This window comes from Caloranaerobacter azorensis DSM 13643, assembly GCF_900129995.1.
GTDB lineage: Bacteria > Bacillota > Clostridia > Tissierellales > Thermohalobacteraceae > Caloranaerobacter > Caloranaerobacter azorensis.
On sequence record NZ_FQXO01000052.1, the window covers coordinates 1 to 16,523 of the forward strand.

Consider the following 16,523-nt stretch of genomic DNA (forward strand, 5'->3'; position numbering starts at 1 on the left):
TGCTGACTTCTCAAGGTTCAGCTATACATCACTGCATAGGTTGTCATTTTGAAATTCATCTAAATGACGTACCCTTGAGACCTCCCGGGGTAAGCGTAACCACTTTCCTCCCATATATCCGCCACATTTACTGCATAAACCTTCGGACCGTTTTGGGCTTTGTTTTGCTACGCAAACTCACCCGATTTATACAGCCTCGAATGTGGTTCGTGTACCTCGGACCAGGATTTTGCCTCCGGCTTCCTTCAGATTCCACCTCGCGATGGACACCCTTGCCTTTAGCTAGTGGTTGGCACGGTCAACCCCCACAGTGGACTTTCACCACCTAGTTGTTACGCATGCCCGGCACACAAAAAAGGGGCAATAAGTTTAGCCTACTGCCCCAATTTCCCAATATCCTTTCTATAATACATATTTTCAAAATTAATTTTTTCAATATTATCATATGCAATCTCTCTAGCTTCTTCTAGAGAATTTCCTAAAGCCGTAACTGTAAGTACTCTACCTCCATTTGTATAAATTTTATCATCTACTTTTTTCGTTCCTCCATGAAAAACAATAACTTCTTTATCAACTCTATCTAGTCCTGTAATTAGCTTCCCTTTTTCATAGCTTATTGGATAACCTCTCGATGCTGCTACTACACATACGCAATATTTATCTTCCCACTTCAAATCATCTTCTATCAATTCTCCAGACAAAGTCTTTTCAAAAACTTCAATTATATCGCTCTTTAATCTTGGGAGTATTACCTCGGTTTCTGGATCGCCCATTCTAACATTAAATTCTAAAACTTTAGGTCCGTCCTTTGTAAGCATAAGCCCTATAAATAAAATTCCCTGATAAAAAATCTTTTCCATTTTCAATCCATACATAATACGGTCTAATATTTCTTCTCTAATAGTATTTTTTAGTGCTTGAGTAAATAATGGGTGTGGTGAAAAGCATCCCATACCACCTGTATTAGGCCCTTCATCTCCTTCAAATATCTTCTTATAATCTTTTGCACTCTCCATAGGTATTATTTTTTTGCCATCAATAATACATAGAAGCGACGCCTCTATACCTTCCAAATATTCTTCTATAACTATATTTTCACCAGATAAACCAAACTTCTTCTTCTCCATCATATCAATTACAGTTTTTTCGGCTTCTTGTCTAGTTTTACAGATTACTACGCCTTTTCCACCAGCTAAACCGTCTGCTTTTACTACTAAAGGATATTCAAAACTACCGAGAGCTTCAATTGCATTTTTACTATCTTTAAAGGTTTTGTATTTCGCTGTAGGTATATTATACCTTTCCATGAATTTTTTGGCAAATATTTTACTGCCTTCTAGCATTGCACCTTTTTTATCCGGCCCTATTATATCAAGTCCTTTTTCTTTGAATTTATCGACAATACCTTCTACCAATGGTGCTTCAGGACCTACTATAGTCAAATCAATATTCTCCTTTAAAGCGAATCCTAATAAAAGTTCTATATCTTCAGCCTTTATGTTTACATTTTCAGCAATCTCACTTATTCCTCCATTACTGGGTATACAATATATTTTACTTACCTTCGGACTTTTAGATACCTTCCAAACTATTGCATGCTCCCTTGCACCACCGCCTACAACTAAAACCTTCATTCCCTATTCATCCTTTCATTTTCGCTATTTAATTCTGCCATTCGACTATTGACTATCAACTGATAGCTATTAACTGCCTGTCAACTGTCTACTGTTAACTGTCAACTGACTTTACATTTTCAATTTTATATTAATTTTACATTTTAAATTTTCAATTTTAAATTTATGATAACGCTAATGCTTAAAATGCCTCATACCTGTAAATACCATAGCTATACCATATTTATTTGCTGCTTCAATAGACTCTTTATCTCTAATTGAACCCCCAGGCTGAATAATTGCAGTTATTCCTGCTTTATAAGCTGCTTCTACACAATCAGGGAATGGGAAGAATGCATCAGATGCCATTACACTGTTTTTAACTCTATTTCCACCCTGTTTTATAGCATTCTCTAAAGCCCATATCCTACTAACCTGCCCTGGCCCAACAGCAACAGTTCCTTTATCCTTAGCTAATACAATCGCATTAGACTTCACATTCTTCACTGCCTTCCAAGCAAATAATAAATCTTCTAATTCTCTTTCAGTAGGTTTTCTCTCTGTTACAAATTTAAGTTCATCTTGTATAAGTTTAGTATTTCTGTCTTGAATTAATATTCCGCCTAATACTCTTTTAATATCATATCCACTTTCTTCTCTCGCAGTAATTTCAGGTAAAACTAATATTCTAATATTTTTCTTAGAAGTAAGCACTTCCAAAGCTTCATCAGTATACGATGGAGCTATCACTACTTCTATAAAGATTTTATTTATCATCTCGGCAGTCTCTCTATCAATCTCCCTATTTGCCGCAATAATTCCACCAAATATTGACACTTTATCTGACTCATATGCTTTTTTAAATGCCTCACTAATAGTATTACCGCTGCCTATACCACATGGATTAGTATGTTTTACAGCTACTACAGTCGGTTCTTCAAATTCCTTTAAAATCTCTAATGCACCATTTGTATCGTTTATGTTATTAAAAGATAGTTCTTTTCCATGAAGCTTTTTTGCCTGTCCTAAAGTTCCTTTTATTGAATATACATAAGTATAAAATGCTGCTTTCTGATGAGGATTTTCCCCATATCTTAAATCTTGCTTTTTCTCAAATGTTAAAGTAATTAAATCTGGAAGCTCTATATTGGCTATTTTATTAAAATACTCCGATATTAATGCATCATAATGACTTGTATATTGAAATACTTTAGCAGCAAGATATTCTTTAGTCTTTAAACTTACGTCTCCATTTTCATCTAACTCATCTATTACTTTGTCATAATCATTAGGATCTACTATAACTGTAACGTATTTATAGTTTTTAGCTGCTGCTCTAAGCATAGATGGGCCACCTATATCGATATTTTCTATTATCTCTTCATGAACTGCATTAGGATTACTTACTGTTTCCTTAAAAGGATATAGATTGTTAACAACCATATCTATACAGTCTATTTCAAGCTCCTTTAAAGTTTTAATATGAGCATCATTATCTCTTATTGAGAGTATTCCAGCATGAATTTTAGGATGCAGTGTCTTTACCCTTCCATCAAGACATTCAGGAAAACCTGTTATATCTGAAATATCTATAGTTTCTATCCCATTTTCAGCTAGCTTTTTTCTTGTTCCCCCAGTTGATATAATTTCCCATCCTAATTCCTTTAGCTTTCTTGAAAATTCTACTATGCCTGTCTTATCATATACGCTAATAAGTGCTCTCTTCAAAATAAATACCTCCCCTTTTCATTTCCATTAGACAGCTATCAGTCGCCATGACACTACAAATGGAAATGTAAAATGTAAAATTAAAAATTGATTTCAATTATCCATTGTTAATTAGCAAATAATTTTACATTTTAAATTTTCAATTTTAAATTTCTAATCCCTAATTATCACCTTTCTGCCTATGACTTCTAATTTGTTTTCACAAAACAATTTTACTGCCATTGGTAAGAGCTTATGTTCTATTTCCAACACTTTTTCTCTAAGTGTATCTACAGTATCATTATTATCTACAAAAACGGCTTCCTGTAATATAATAGGTCCTGTATCTGCCCCTTCATCGACAAAATGGACAGTAGCACCCGTTATTTTAACCCCATAATCTAACACTGCTCTATGAACTTTTTCTCCATAATATCCTTTCCCGCAAAAGCTCGGAATCAAAGAAGGATGTATATTAATAATTCTATTTTTATAACGATTAACAAACTCTTTGCTCAATACTTTTAAATATCCTGCTAATACTACTAATTCAACTTGCCGTTTTTCTAGTTCATCTAATATTTTTAAATCAAATTCTATATCACTATTAAATTCCTTCCTATTTATATAGAGAGCTTCTATTAAATTTTTTCTTGCTCTTACAAGCCCATAAGCATCTTTTCTATTAGAAATTACAACCTTTATTTTTCCATTTATATAGCCTTTATCTATACTATCAATCAAGGCCTGAAGATTAGTCCCGCCTCCTGAAATTAAAACGCCAATATTTACTGATGACATATTCTAATGCCACCTTCTCCCTTTTTTACCTCTCCTATTAGATATGCCCTTTCTCCTATGCTGTCTAGATATTCTATTACTCTATCTCCATCTTCTTTATCTACAGCTATAACCATTCCAATTCCCATATTAAAAGTAGAATACATTTCTTTTTTATCGATTCTACCTAATTTTTCGATTAATTTAAAAATAGCTGGTGTATCTATATATCTAACATCTATATCTGCAACAAATCCTTCAGGAAGCATTCTCGGTATATTCTCATAAAATCCTCCACCTGTAATATGACTCATTCCCTTTACAGCATATTTATCTAAAATCTTTTCAATTACATCTGCATATATACGAGTAGGTTTTAATAACTCTTCCCCCAAAGTCGTTCCCAATTCATCCACATATTGATTGACGCTGAATTTCTCTATTTCAAAAAATAACTTTCTAACTAAAGAAAAACCGTTGCTATGAAGTCCACTAGATTTAAGTCCTATCAAAACATCTCCTTCAGAAATGCTTAAGCCGTCAATAATTTTATCTTTAGCTACTATACCTACTGCAAATCCAACTAAATCGTATTCACCTTTACTGTAAACACCGGGCATTTCAGCAGTTTCTCCTCCTATTAAAGCACATCCAGCTTTTACGCAACCGTTCGCTACTCCTTCAACTATTTTTGAAATAACTGTAGGCTCTATATTATATGTCCCAATATAATCAAGAAAAAACAAAGGTTTTGCACCCTGACACAATATATCATTTACACACATCGCAACACAATCTTCTCCAATTGTATCGTGCTTATCCATCATATAAGCGACTTTTAGTTTAGTTCCCACTCCATCCGTTCCCGATACTAAAATAGGTTCCTTGTATTTATCTGTATCTATTTTAAAAAGGCCACTAAAGCCTCCTATACTCGACATAACTCCTTTAGTATGAGTCTTCTTTACATGTTCTTTAATCAGATTAACCGCTTCATATCCAGCTTTAATATCAACACCCGCATCTTTATAAGTAATACCTTTAGTACCCATATAAACCTCCTTATAGGAATGTAAAATGTTAAATGTAAAATGTAAAATTTAAAATTAATAATTAATAATTTTTCATTTTCAATTTTAAATTTTTACTCCAACGGTACTTCCATAGGATAATCACCATTAAAACAAGCTAAACAAAATCCTCCATTTTTACCTGTAGTTTTTATAAGCCCTTCGATAGATAAATAACTCAAACTGTCTGCATTTATCAGCTTTCTAATCTCTTCAGTAGTATTCTTTGCACCTATAAGTTGTTTTCTCTCGGGAGTGTCTATCCCAAAGAAACAAGGATACTTGACAGGTGGTGAGCTTATTCTTACATGCACTTCTTTAGCTCCAGCCGATTTTAGAATATCTACAATCCTTCTTATAGTAGTCCCTCTAACTATAGAATCATCTACTAAAACGACTCTCTTTCCTTTTATATTCTCCTTTAATACATTAAGTTTAAGTCTTACTCCCTGCTCCCTTAACTCTTGACTAGGCTTAATAAAAGTTCTCCCGACATATCTATTCTTTATTAATCCTTCGCTAAAAGGTATTCCCGACTCCTCTGAAAATCCGATTGCAGCAGCCGTCCCCGAATCTGGAACGGATATAACTATATCCGCATCGACTTTAGACTCTCTTGCTAAAATTCTTCCCGCTTCTTTTCTAGCAAGATAAACGCTAATTCCATCCATTATACTATCAGGCCTAGCAAAATAGATTAACTCGAAAATACATAGACTTTTTTTGCACCATTTATCATATGGTATACTTTTCATACCTTTTGCATCAATAATTATGATTTCTCCAGGTTCTACATCTCTAATAAAATCAGCACCAACAGTATCTAACGCACAACTTTCAGATGCAATAACGAAACCTTTCTTTAATTTCCCTATACATAAAGGCCTTATCCCATATGGATCTCTTACTCCTATTAACATATCTCCCATAGTCAATACTAATGCATAAGAGCCTCTAATAAGTTCCATAACCTTTTTTATTGCACTTTCAATGCCAAATTTATGATATCTTGCTATCAAATTAACTATTACTTCAGTATCTATAGTAGTTTGAAGTACGACGCCTTCTTCCTCTAATATCTCTCTTATGGTACGAGCATTTACTAAATTGCCATTATGGGCTAGTGCAATATCTCCATTTTTATATTTAACTACTAAAGGTTGAGCATTTGAAGCTCTACTCTCTCCTGTTGTAGAATATCTGACATGCCCTATACTTATATTGCCATCAAGATTTTTCAAAACATCGTCATCAAATACTTCAGATACCAATCCCATACCTTTACAGTATTTGATTTTACCTTTATTATTAATAGCTATACCGCAGCTTTCCTGTCCTCTATGCTGCAGAGAATATAAGCCGAAATAAGTAAGTTTAGAAATGTCCTGTATATCATTTGAATATATTCCAACTATACCGCATTCTTCATTTAACTTATCACTACAGACTAGCCCATTATACATGGCAATACACTCCTTAATTTATCTGTAATATCCTCCACTTTAACATCGATTACTAAATCGCCATTAATTTTTATTGATAATTTATCTTTTATAGTTCTTCCTAATACTGTAAATGGGATTTCGTATCTGTTACATAATTCTTTTAATTTGTCTACATTGTTTGTATCTAAAGATACCAATATTCTTGATTGACTTTCTGAAAATAAGTATATATCTTCTCTTAAATCTGTATCTACTGAAATTTCAGCTCCTAAATTACTTTTAGCTAAACATTCAGATAATGCTAATGCTAATCCTCCCTCACTCAAATCGTGAGCCGACTTTATAAGTTTTTTATCTATAAGCTCAACACATAAATCTTGTAATCTTTTTTCTAAATCTAAATCTATTTCTGGTACTTCACCTAATTCTAAACCGTGAATTACTTTTAAATATTCACTCGCACCAATTTCTTCTTTAGTTGAACCTAAAAGTACAATAATATCGCCTTCCTCTTTAAATTCCATAGTCATAACTTTATCTAGATCATCTATAAGTCCAATCATTCCTATTATCGGAGTCGGATATATTGCATTTTCTGGAGTTTCGTTGTAAAAACTTACATTACCACTTACAACTGGAATATTGAACTTCCTGCAGGCTTCACTTATACCTAAAATGCTCTCTCTAAACTGCCAGAATCTATCTGGCTTCTCTGGATTTCCAAAATTAAGTCCATCAGTAATAGCTAAAGGCTTCCCACCAGTTACAACAATATTTCTAGCCGCTTCGGCAACTGCAATTCGAGCCCCTCTTCTAGGATTTAAATAACAATATCTACTATTACAATCTGTCGTAGCGGCTATGGCTTTATTCGTTTCATCAATTCTAATTACAGCGGCATCCGAACCGGGAGTTATTACTGTATTCGTTCTTACCTGATAATCGTACTGATTATAAACCCATTCTCTACTGCATAAGTTTGTAGAGCTAATCATTTTAAATAATACTTCATTTAAATCATTAACTTCCTTTAATTTATCTATCGAAAGAGCTCTCTTTTTATCTATATACTCTGGCTTTTCATATTCTCTGTAATATTTGGGTGCCTCATCAGCTAAAGACTTTGCAGGTACCCTGCCAACTATTTTGCCATTTTCCATAATAGTCAACATTCCATCGTCTGTAACTTTTCCTATAACGGCCGAATGAAGTCCCCATTTGTCAAATATCTTTTTAACCTTTTCTTCTGCACCTTTTTTTATAACAAGAAGCATTCTTTCTTGTGATTCCGATATCATTACTTCTACAGGTAGCATTCCTTCTTCTCTTCTAGGAACTAATGACACATCTATTACCATACCTGAATTACCTCTGGAAGCCATTTCACTACACGCCGATGTCAATCCAGCAGCTCCTAAATCCTGTATGCCGACAACATAATCTGTATCTAGAAGTTCAAGACAAGCCTCTAATAACAACTTTTCCATAAATGGATCTCCAACTTGGACTGCTGACTTCTTAACTGCTGTTTCTTCAGTCAGTTCTACAGAAGCAAAACTCGCTCCTCCTATCCCATCTCTTCCAGTAGATGCGCCTACATACATAACTAAATTTCCAACACCTGCCGCAGTTCCTCTATGAATTTTATCGTGTTCAATAACTCCGATACACATAGCATTTACTAAAGGATTACCTTTATAACATTTATTGAAATATACTTCTCCACCTACCGTTGGAATACCGATGCAATTTCCATATCCTCCAATTCCTGAAACTACTCCACTAAATAAATATCTCATATGAGCGTCATCTTCTATTTCTCCAAATCTTAGAGAATTTAGAAGTGCTATTGGCCTTGCTCCCATTGCAAAAATATCTCTGATAATTCCTCCAACACCGGTTGCAGCTCCTTGGTAAGGCTCTACTGCGGAAGGATGATTGTGGCTTTCTATTTTCATCGCTATGGCTTTGTTATCTCCTATATCGATAATTCCAGCATTTTCGCCAGGCCCTTGAAGTACTCTTTCATTTGATGTCGGAAAATGCTTAAAAAGTGCTCTTGAGTTCTTGTAACTGCAATGTTCAGACCACATAACGCCGTACATATTTAACTCTAAATTATTAGGTTCTCTACCTAGAATTTCTAATATTTTATCGTATTCTTCCCTAGTAAGTCCTACACTTTCCCAAGGCTTATTGTTCATCACTCGAAATGTCCCCTCTCTAAATAATCTATTATAGATTTGAATAGTATTAGTCCGTCTTCATTCCCTAACAATAGTTCTGAAGCCCTTTCAGGATGCGGCATCATTCCCAATACATTACCCGCTTTATTACATATTCCTGCAATATTTTTTACAGAACCATTCGGATTTGATTTTTCATCTATTAAACCTTCTTCACTGCAATATCTAAAGACAATTTGATTATTTTTTTCGAGCTGAGCTAATCCTTCTTCATCAATAAAATAATTACCTTCACCATGAGCTATAGGTATATTAATGACTTGCCCTTTTTCACAATTTAAAGTAAAAGGTGTAGTGTTATTCTCGACTCTAATAGGAACAGTTTTACATATAAACTTAAGATTATTGTTCCTTATAAGTGCTCCAGGAAGTAATCCTACCTCCGTTAATATCTGAAATCCATTGCAAATTCCTATTACCAATTTACCTTTATTAGCATGTTTAACTACACTGTCCATGATTTTAGAAAATCTTGCTATTGCTCCACATCTTAAATAATCACCGTATGAAAAACCACCCGGCAGAATTATCACGTCATATTTTTCTATATTTTCTGTATCATGCCAAACATAATCTACATCCTTCTTAAGAACATTTGATAATACTTTGTAGCAGTCTATATCACAATTAGATCCAGGAAAAACAACGACTCCGAATTTCATTTTTAACCCTCCAGTATCTCAAAACTATACTTTTCCATAACCGTATTAGCCAATAATTTCTCACACATCTCTTTTATCTTGATTTCGGCTTCTTCTTTATCCATATCTTCAAGTTCAAGCTCAATTATCTTCCCTATTCTCACTTTATTAACTTCTCTATACCCTAAAGAATCTAATGCTTCTTTTACCGCATTGCCTTGAGGGTCTGAAATGCCTTTTTTTAAGGTTACATAAACTACTGCCTTCATTATAAAACCTCCTCTACTCTCCTCAATACTTCCTTATAAGCATCCTCTACTTTACCTAAATCTCTTCTAAACCTATCTTTATCCATTTTTTGATTTGTTTCTTTATCCCATAGTCTGCATGTATCTGGTGATATTTCATCAGCTAAAATAATTCTACCATCATATCTTCCAAACTCCAATTTGAAATCTATGAGTTTTAATCCAATCTTTCCGAAAAAATCCACTAATATTTCATTTATCTTTAATGCCTTTTGTTTTATTACCTCTACCTCTTCTTTACCTGCAAGTTTTAATGCTTGTATATGGTAATCATTAATTAATGGATCACCTAATTCATCATTTTTATAACAAAATTCAAGAACTGTAGTCTCTAACTGTGTTCCCTCTTCAAATCCAAGCCTTTTTGCTAAAGAACCCGCTGCAACATTTCTTACAATAACCTCTATTGGTATGATTTCTACAGCTTTAACTAGCATTCTTCTTTCATCAATTAATTTGACAAAATGTGTTTCTATTCCGGCATTCTCTAGTAATTCAAAAAGCATTGCCGATATTTTATTGTTTATAACTCCCTTGTTTTCTATAGTTTCTTTCTTCTCTCCATTAAATGCAGTTGCATCATCCTTATACTCAATTAAATAAACTTTTTCATCATCAGTTTTATAAACTCTTTTCGCCTTTCCCTCATAAACAAATTCTCTTTTCATTCTAACCCCTCCTAATTTTTTTCTTTTATTTGTCTATCCTTTTCTTCAACAACTCTTTTCATTTCCTCTCTGTACTCTCTTAACTTATCCTTTAATTCTGTATATTTTAGCGACAATATTTCAACTGCTAATAATCCCGCATTTTCTGCTCCATTAATAGCTACAGTTGCAACTGGTATGCCTTTTGGCATCTGAACTATTGATAATAGAGAATCCATCCCATCTAATGTTGAAGATTTAATTGGCAAACCAATAACAGGCAGAATAGTTACTGCCGCTAAAACACCTGGAAGATGAGCCGCTTTTCCTGCCGCTGCAATTATCAAATCAAATCCATTATTCTCTGCATTTTTTGCAAATTCTAATGCCTTATATGGTGTTCTGTGAGCCGATAATACTCTTACTTCTCTCTCAATTCCAAACTTATCTAATATTTCCAATGTCTTTGAAACTATTGGAAAGTCTGAATCACTTCCCATAACAACAGCTACTTTCATTCTAAAACCTCCCCTTTCAATTTTAATCAATACTATAATCATAAACATAAAAGTCCGAAATGAAAACACTTTATTCCGGACTTTTACTAATCTGCCAACCCTTCTACTTATTAACTCGGTATTATAAATTTTAAAATAAATAGTATTCCTAAAACATACATTATAGGTGAAACTTGTTTCCCTTTACCTGTTAACAATTTTAATAAAATGTAAGAAATCATACCAAATACTATACCATCAGCAATGCTATAAGTTAACGGCATCATTATTATTGTCAAAAATGCTGGGATCGCCTCTGTAAAATCTTCTAAATTTATCTTTTTAATTGGAGACATCATAAATAAACCAACTAATATTAAAGCTGGTGCAGTAGCAGCACTTGGAACCATTGTAAATAATGGTGAGAATAATAGGGCTATCGCAAACATACCCGCAGTTGTTAATGATGTTAAACCTGTTCTACCACCTTCGGCTACTCCTGATGCACTTTCTACATAAGTTGTAACAGTACTTGTTCCCAAAATGGCACCAACAGTAGTACCTATGGCATCGGCAAATAGAGCCTGTTTTGCTTTAGGTAGTTTACCTTCTTTATCAAGCATATCAGCTTTAGATGCAACTCCTACTAATGTACCAACAGTATCAAACATGTCAACAAATAGGAATGTAAATAAGACTACTAACATGTCTAAAGTAAATATACTTGAAAAATCAAATTTAAACATTATAGGTGATAATGAAGGAGGTAAACTTATAATCTTCATTCCTTCAGGTATTTGTGTTACACCCATAGGAATACCTATTATAGTAGTAATAATAATCCCTATTAATAATGCACCTTTTACATTTCTAGCTAATAAAATACCTGTAACTACTAAACCTATTAATGCCAACAAAGGTGATTTACTTGTTATATCGCCTAATTTTACTATTATCCCATCTAATTTACCATCACCAACATAGGTCATTCCTGTTTTTACAATTCCTGAATTAACTAATCCTATAAAAGCTATAAACAAACCAATTCCTACTGAAACGGCATGCTTTATATTTAATGGAATACAATTTATGATTGCTTCACGAACATTTAAGAATGTTAGTATTATAAATATAATTCCTTCTAAAAATACTGCTGTTAATGCAACTTGCCATGAATATCCCATTTTTAATACAACTGTATAAGCAAAGTATGCATTTAATCCCATACCTGGTGCTAATGCGAATGGATAATTTGCATAAAGTGCCATTACTAATGTTGCTATGATAGCCGATAGAGCCGTTGCAGTAAATAATGCCTTGGAGTCCATACCAGTTGCAGATAAAGTCGATGGATTAACTATTAGTATATACGCCATTGTCATAAAAGTTGTTATACCTGCTGTAATCTCTGTTTTGATGGTTGTATTGTTTTCTGACAGCTTAAAAAATTTCTCCATTACTATGCCTCCTTATTTTTTATTTAATTCTGACTGTTAACTTGTCAGCCTAATTTAATATAATTAAAAGCCCGGCCAGGGTAGGTTTTTATTCTATAAGTGAAACCTACCCGACCGGGCTTTTATCCCCTCGGTGTGATATTACACATGGTAATACCTGTACCGCTCGGACCAGACGAAAACATTACATAAAAGTAAAGTTCTCCGGAACCCTAGGTACACTTTCACTCATAGTCAAGCAATTTACGGTTGCTTGGTAGAGACTCCCCGGCCATATTCCAGGGATTATATGAGTGATATAATTCTGTTTTCTTAAGACTAATGATAACAGATTAAAATATATAAGTCAATACTTTTTACGAATATTAAATATAATTAATAAAAATAATGTTTGTTATAGTACGAACATTATTTACTCCCATTCAATAGTTCCAGGTGGTTTAGACGTTATATCGTATACCACTCTGTTTACATTTTCTACATTATTAACTATTTTATTTGATATTTCCTCTAATATATCAAATGGTATTTTAGCCCAATCTGCTGTCATTCCATCCGTACTAGTTACCGCTCTTAACACTACTAGATGACTGTATGTTCTTTCATCCCCCATAACCCCTACGCTTTTTACGTCTGGTAGAACGGCAAAATACTGCCAAATCTCTTTATCGAGTCCATTTCTCTTAATTTCCTGTCTAAATATCCAGTCAGCTTCACGAACTATTTCTAATTTTTCTTCTGTTATCTCTCCTAAAACCCTTATAGCCAATCCGGGGCCTGGGAATGGTTGTCTGTCTACTATTTCATCTGGTATATTAAGTTTTCTTCCAACTTCTCTCACTTCATCTTTAAATAATAATCTTAAAGGTTCTATGATTTCAAAATCGACATCTTCAGGAAGTCCACCTACATTATGATGACTTTTTATAACAGAAGCCTTATCAGTTCCACTCTCTATAACGTCTGGATATATTGTGCCTTGGACAAGATAATCTACTTTCCCAAGTTTATTTTTTTCTTCTTCGAAAACTCTTATAAATTCTTCTCCTATTATCTTTCTCTTCTTTTCTGGATCAGTTACCCCTTTTAGTTTACTTAAAAATCTATCCTTTGCATTGACTCTTATTAAATTCATATTGAATTTGTCTCTAAATATTTTCTCTACTTGATCTCCTTCATTTTTTCTAAGTAAACCATGATCAACAAAGATACAAGTAAGATTATGCCCTATCGCTTTATGGACTAATACCGCAGCAACAGAAGAGTCTACTCCACCTGACAATGCACATATAGCTTTTCTGTTTCCTATTTTCTCCTTTATTTCTCTGACAGATTGCTCGATAAAATCCTCCATAGTCCAATTAGGTTCACATTTGCAAATATCATATATGAAATTCTTAATTATATCTCTACCTCTTTGAGTATGTTCTACTTCTGGATGGAACTGAACTGCAAAAATATTTTTTTCTTCATTTTTCATTGCTGCAACAGGACAAGAATCTGTTTTTGCTATTACTTCAAAACCTTCAGGAAGTTTCTCAATAAAATCAGTATGACTCATCCAGCATACTATACTTTCTTCTAATTCTTTAAATAAATCAGTGTTATCGATAATTTCTAATTTAGTCTTTCCATACTCTCTAGAATCGGCCCTACTTACTTCTCCACCAAAGAATTGTGCAATCAATTGGCCGCCATAACAAATCCCTAATATTGGTACGTCTAAATCAAAAACTCCTTGATTGCATTTTGGAGAATCTTCTGCATAGACGCTGGCAGGTCCTCCAGAAAAAATAATTCCTTTTGGAGATTTAGCTTTTATTTTTTCTATATCATAATCATAAGGTACTATTTCACAATATACATTTGCTTCTCTTACTCTTCTAGCTATTAATTGGCTGTATTGTCCTCCAAAGTCAAGTATTAGGATTAACTCGTTTTTCATTACACTACCTCCGCTTTTATGAAATGTGAAATTGAAAATGTAAAATAAAAAATTAATTTTACATTTTCAATTCCCAATTTTAAATTTAGTATTTCTATCTTCCACTATAATTAGGTGCTTCTTTTGTAATTTGTATATCATGAGGATGGCTTTCAATCAACCCAGCCTGAGTTATCTTTATAAATTGTCCTCTTTCTTGTAAATCTTTGATTGTTGGTGTACCACAATATCCCATTCCTGCTTTAAGTCCGCCGACTAATTGGAATATAGTATCTTTAAGCGGCCCTTTGTATGGAACTCTTCCTTCAACACCTTCTGGTACTAATTTTTTGCTATCTTCTTGGAAATACCTATCTCTACTTCCCGCAGCCATAGCTCCAATCGAACCCATGCCTCTATATACTTTAAATCTTCTACCTTGGTATAATACAGTCTCTCCCGGACTTTCTTCAGTTCCTGCAAATAGAGAACCCATCATAACCACATCTGCTCCTGCAGCTATAGCCTTAACCACATCTCCAGAATATTTGATGCCTCCATCTCCTATAATAGGGATATTGTATTTCTTTGCTGCCTGTGCACAATCATAAATAGCTGTAATTTGAGGTACTCCTACACCTGCTACGACTCTTGTTGTACATATTGAACCAGGACCTATTCCAACTTTTACGGCATCTGCACCAGCCTTTATTAAATCTAAAGTGGCCTCTGCAGTTGCAACATTTCCAGCTATCAATTGAAGTTCAGGAAACTTTTCTTTTATCTTACTTACAGCTTCGAGAACACCTTTAGAATGTCCATGTGCTGTATCTATAACGACAACATCTACCTGAGCATCTACAAGCGCCTTAACCCTATCAAGCATATCCCTTGTAACTCCAACTGCTGCTCCAACTAATAATCTACCTTTACTGTCCTTGGCTGAATTTGGATATTCTATAGATTTCTCAATATCTTTAATTGTGATTAATCCTACTAATTTCCCCTCGTCATCTACTAATGGAAGTTTTTCTATTTTATGTTTTTTCATTAGCTCCTGAGCTTCATCCATAGTAATTCCTCTTTTAGCTGTAACAAGATTATCTTTAGTCATAACCTCTTTAATTTTCTTACTTGTGTCAGTTTCAAACCTTATATCTCTATTTGTTATAATTCCTACTAATTTTTTATTCGCATCAGTTATTGGTACTCCAGATATACGATATCTTTCCATAAGTTCTAACGCATCCGACACATTATGTTCTGGTGAAAGATAGAAAGGATTTGTAATAACACCATGTTCTGACCTCTTAACTTTATCTACTTCCATAGCCTGTCTTTCTATAGACATGTTTTTATGAATAATACCTATTCCGCCCTCTCTTGCAATAGCTATAGCCAATCTAGCTTCTGTAACTGTATCCATACCCGCACTCATTATAGGAATATTGAGTTTTATTTTTCTTGTAAGATAAGTTTCAACATTTACTTCCTTAGGTAGCACCTCTGATTTAGCTGGTATTAAAAGAACGTCATCAAAAGTTAGTCCTTCTTTTAAAAACTTTTCCATAAAAATTCCTCCCCAATTTATTATTGAATAACCAAACAAAAAAACACAAACTCCTGAGTGGAATTTGTGTTTTGAGTACAAAAACTATACCTCGGCTATGAATATAGCTAGGTTAATACAAAATTCCACTCATAGTCAGGCAATTTACGGTTGCCCGGTAGAGACTTTCTGGCCATATTCCAGAAATTATATGAGTGTAGCCGTTATTTAGTTTTCTTTTTAAGTTAACAAAAATCTGTGTAATTGTCAAGGTTTATTTGTATAGAACTTCAATTCGTAATATGAAAAATTAAATTCATCTATGCTATACTAAAGCTAAAATAGGATCAAGGAGTGATTGAATCTCTTCGCTACAAGAACTATACAATTTTATAAATTCTAGGAAGTTGAAGATTGCAAAGTACCTACCCCTGTAGATTATTACTTTCTTTTCTTTTTTACATACATACTTCTTTATAGCTACTGGTAAACTTTTTTTGGCATACTTTTGCCCTTCTTCTGTGTTTTTGTATATTTGAAAATACATATATCCTATCAATAACATAACTATATGAAATACTATAAAGTTGTATTTTGTACTTTTAAAATCTTCTAATTTCCAAAATTCTTTTATTTGTC

At 33.5% G+C, this 16,523-nt stretch carries 14 protein-coding genes and 2 riboswitches; all 14 genes read right to left on the reverse strand.

Features of this window, described 5'->3' with window-relative positions:
• Positions 1-374 precede the first annotated feature (374 nt).
• The gene (gene purD / locus BUB51_RS08680; RefSeq protein WP_073197111.1) at positions 375-1,634 is read right to left on the reverse strand and encodes a phosphoribosylamine--glycine ligase; all 1,260 of its coding nucleotides are present in this window, start codon (positions 1,632-1,634) and stop codon (positions 375-377) included.
• A 174-nt stretch (positions 1,635-1,808) separates the two neighbouring features.
• Entirely contained in the window at positions 1,809-3,341 is a 1,533-nt protein-coding gene (purH, locus tag BUB51_RS08685) for a bifunctional phosphoribosylaminoimidazolecarboxamide formyltransferase/IMP cyclohydrolase (protein WP_341423355.1), read from the reverse strand.
• A 153-nt stretch (positions 3,342-3,494) separates the two neighbouring features.
• A complete protein-coding gene (gene purN / locus BUB51_RS08690) occupies positions 3,495-4,121 on the reverse strand; it encodes a phosphoribosylglycinamide formyltransferase (protein WP_073197115.1) in 627 nt (208 codons plus the stop codon).
• On the reverse strand, positions 4,109-5,152 hold the full coding sequence (gene purM / locus BUB51_RS08695) for a phosphoribosylformylglycinamidine cyclo-ligase (RefSeq protein ID WP_073197117.1): 1,044 nt from the start codon (positions 5,150-5,152) through the stop codon (positions 4,109-4,111). The genes purN and purM overlap by 13 nt, the downstream gene beginning before the upstream one ends.
• A gap of 92 nt (positions 5,153-5,244) precedes the next feature.
• Positions 5,245-6,633 carry an amidophosphoribosyltransferase gene (gene purF / locus BUB51_RS08700; protein ID WP_073197119.1) on the reverse strand — a complete coding sequence of 463 codons (1,389 nt, stop codon included), beginning with the start codon at positions 6,631-6,633 and terminating at the stop codon, positions 5,245-5,247.
• The gene (purL, locus tag BUB51_RS08705) at positions 6,618-8,819 is read right to left on the reverse strand and encodes a phosphoribosylformylglycinamidine synthase subunit PurL (protein WP_073197122.1); all 2,202 of its coding nucleotides are present in this window, start codon (positions 8,817-8,819) and stop codon (positions 6,618-6,620) included. The genes purF and purL overlap by 16 nt, the downstream gene beginning before the upstream one ends.
• Positions 8,819-9,523: a phosphoribosylformylglycinamidine synthase subunit PurQ gene (gene purQ, locus BUB51_RS08710; RefSeq protein WP_073197124.1), complete on the reverse strand. Its 705-nt coding sequence runs from the start codon at positions 9,521-9,523 to the stop codon at positions 8,819-8,821. The genes purL and purQ overlap by 1 nt, the downstream gene beginning before the upstream one ends.
• Before the next feature lie 2 nt (positions 9,524-9,525).
• A complete protein-coding gene (gene purS / locus BUB51_RS08715; protein ID WP_197051411.1) occupies positions 9,526-9,771 on the reverse strand; it encodes a phosphoribosylformylglycinamidine synthase subunit PurS in 246 nt (81 codons plus the stop codon).
• Positions 9,771-10,478, reverse strand: coding sequence for a phosphoribosylaminoimidazolesuccinocarboxamide synthase (gene purC / locus BUB51_RS08720; RefSeq protein WP_073197126.1), 708 nt, complete (start codon positions 10,476-10,478; stop codon positions 9,771-9,773). The genes purS and purC overlap by 1 nt, the downstream gene beginning before the upstream one ends.
• 11 nt (positions 10,479-10,489) lie before the next feature.
• A complete protein-coding gene (gene purE, locus BUB51_RS08725; RefSeq protein ID WP_083599573.1) occupies positions 10,490-10,975 on the reverse strand; it encodes a 5-(carboxyamino)imidazole ribonucleotide mutase in 486 nt (161 codons plus the stop codon).
• Between the two features lie 110 nt (positions 10,976-11,085).
• Positions 11,086-12,411 carry an NCS2 family permease gene (locus BUB51_RS08730; RefSeq protein WP_073197130.1) on the reverse strand — a complete coding sequence of 442 codons (1,326 nt, stop codon included), beginning with the start codon at positions 12,409-12,411 and terminating at the stop codon, positions 11,086-11,088.
• Between the two features lie 211 nt (positions 12,412-12,622).
• Positions 12,623-12,724, reverse strand: a riboswitch (purine riboswitch).
• A gap of 99 nt (positions 12,725-12,823) precedes the next feature.
• A complete protein-coding gene (gene guaA / locus BUB51_RS08735; RefSeq protein ID WP_073197132.1) occupies positions 12,824-14,356 on the reverse strand; it encodes a glutamine-hydrolyzing GMP synthase in 1,533 nt (510 codons plus the stop codon).
• A 94-nt stretch (positions 14,357-14,450) separates the two neighbouring features.
• Positions 14,451-15,905 carry an IMP dehydrogenase gene (guaB, locus tag BUB51_RS08740; protein ID WP_073197134.1) on the reverse strand — a complete coding sequence of 485 codons (1,455 nt, stop codon included), beginning with the start codon at positions 15,903-15,905 and terminating at the stop codon, positions 14,451-14,453.
• 112 nt (positions 15,906-16,017) lie between these two features.
• Positions 16,018-16,119, reverse strand: a riboswitch (purine riboswitch).
• A 90-nt stretch (positions 16,120-16,209) separates the two neighbouring features.
• Positions 16,210-16,523 (reverse strand): hypothetical protein (locus tag BUB51_RS08745; protein WP_073197136.1); only part of this gene is annotated, 314 nt, incomplete at its 5' end.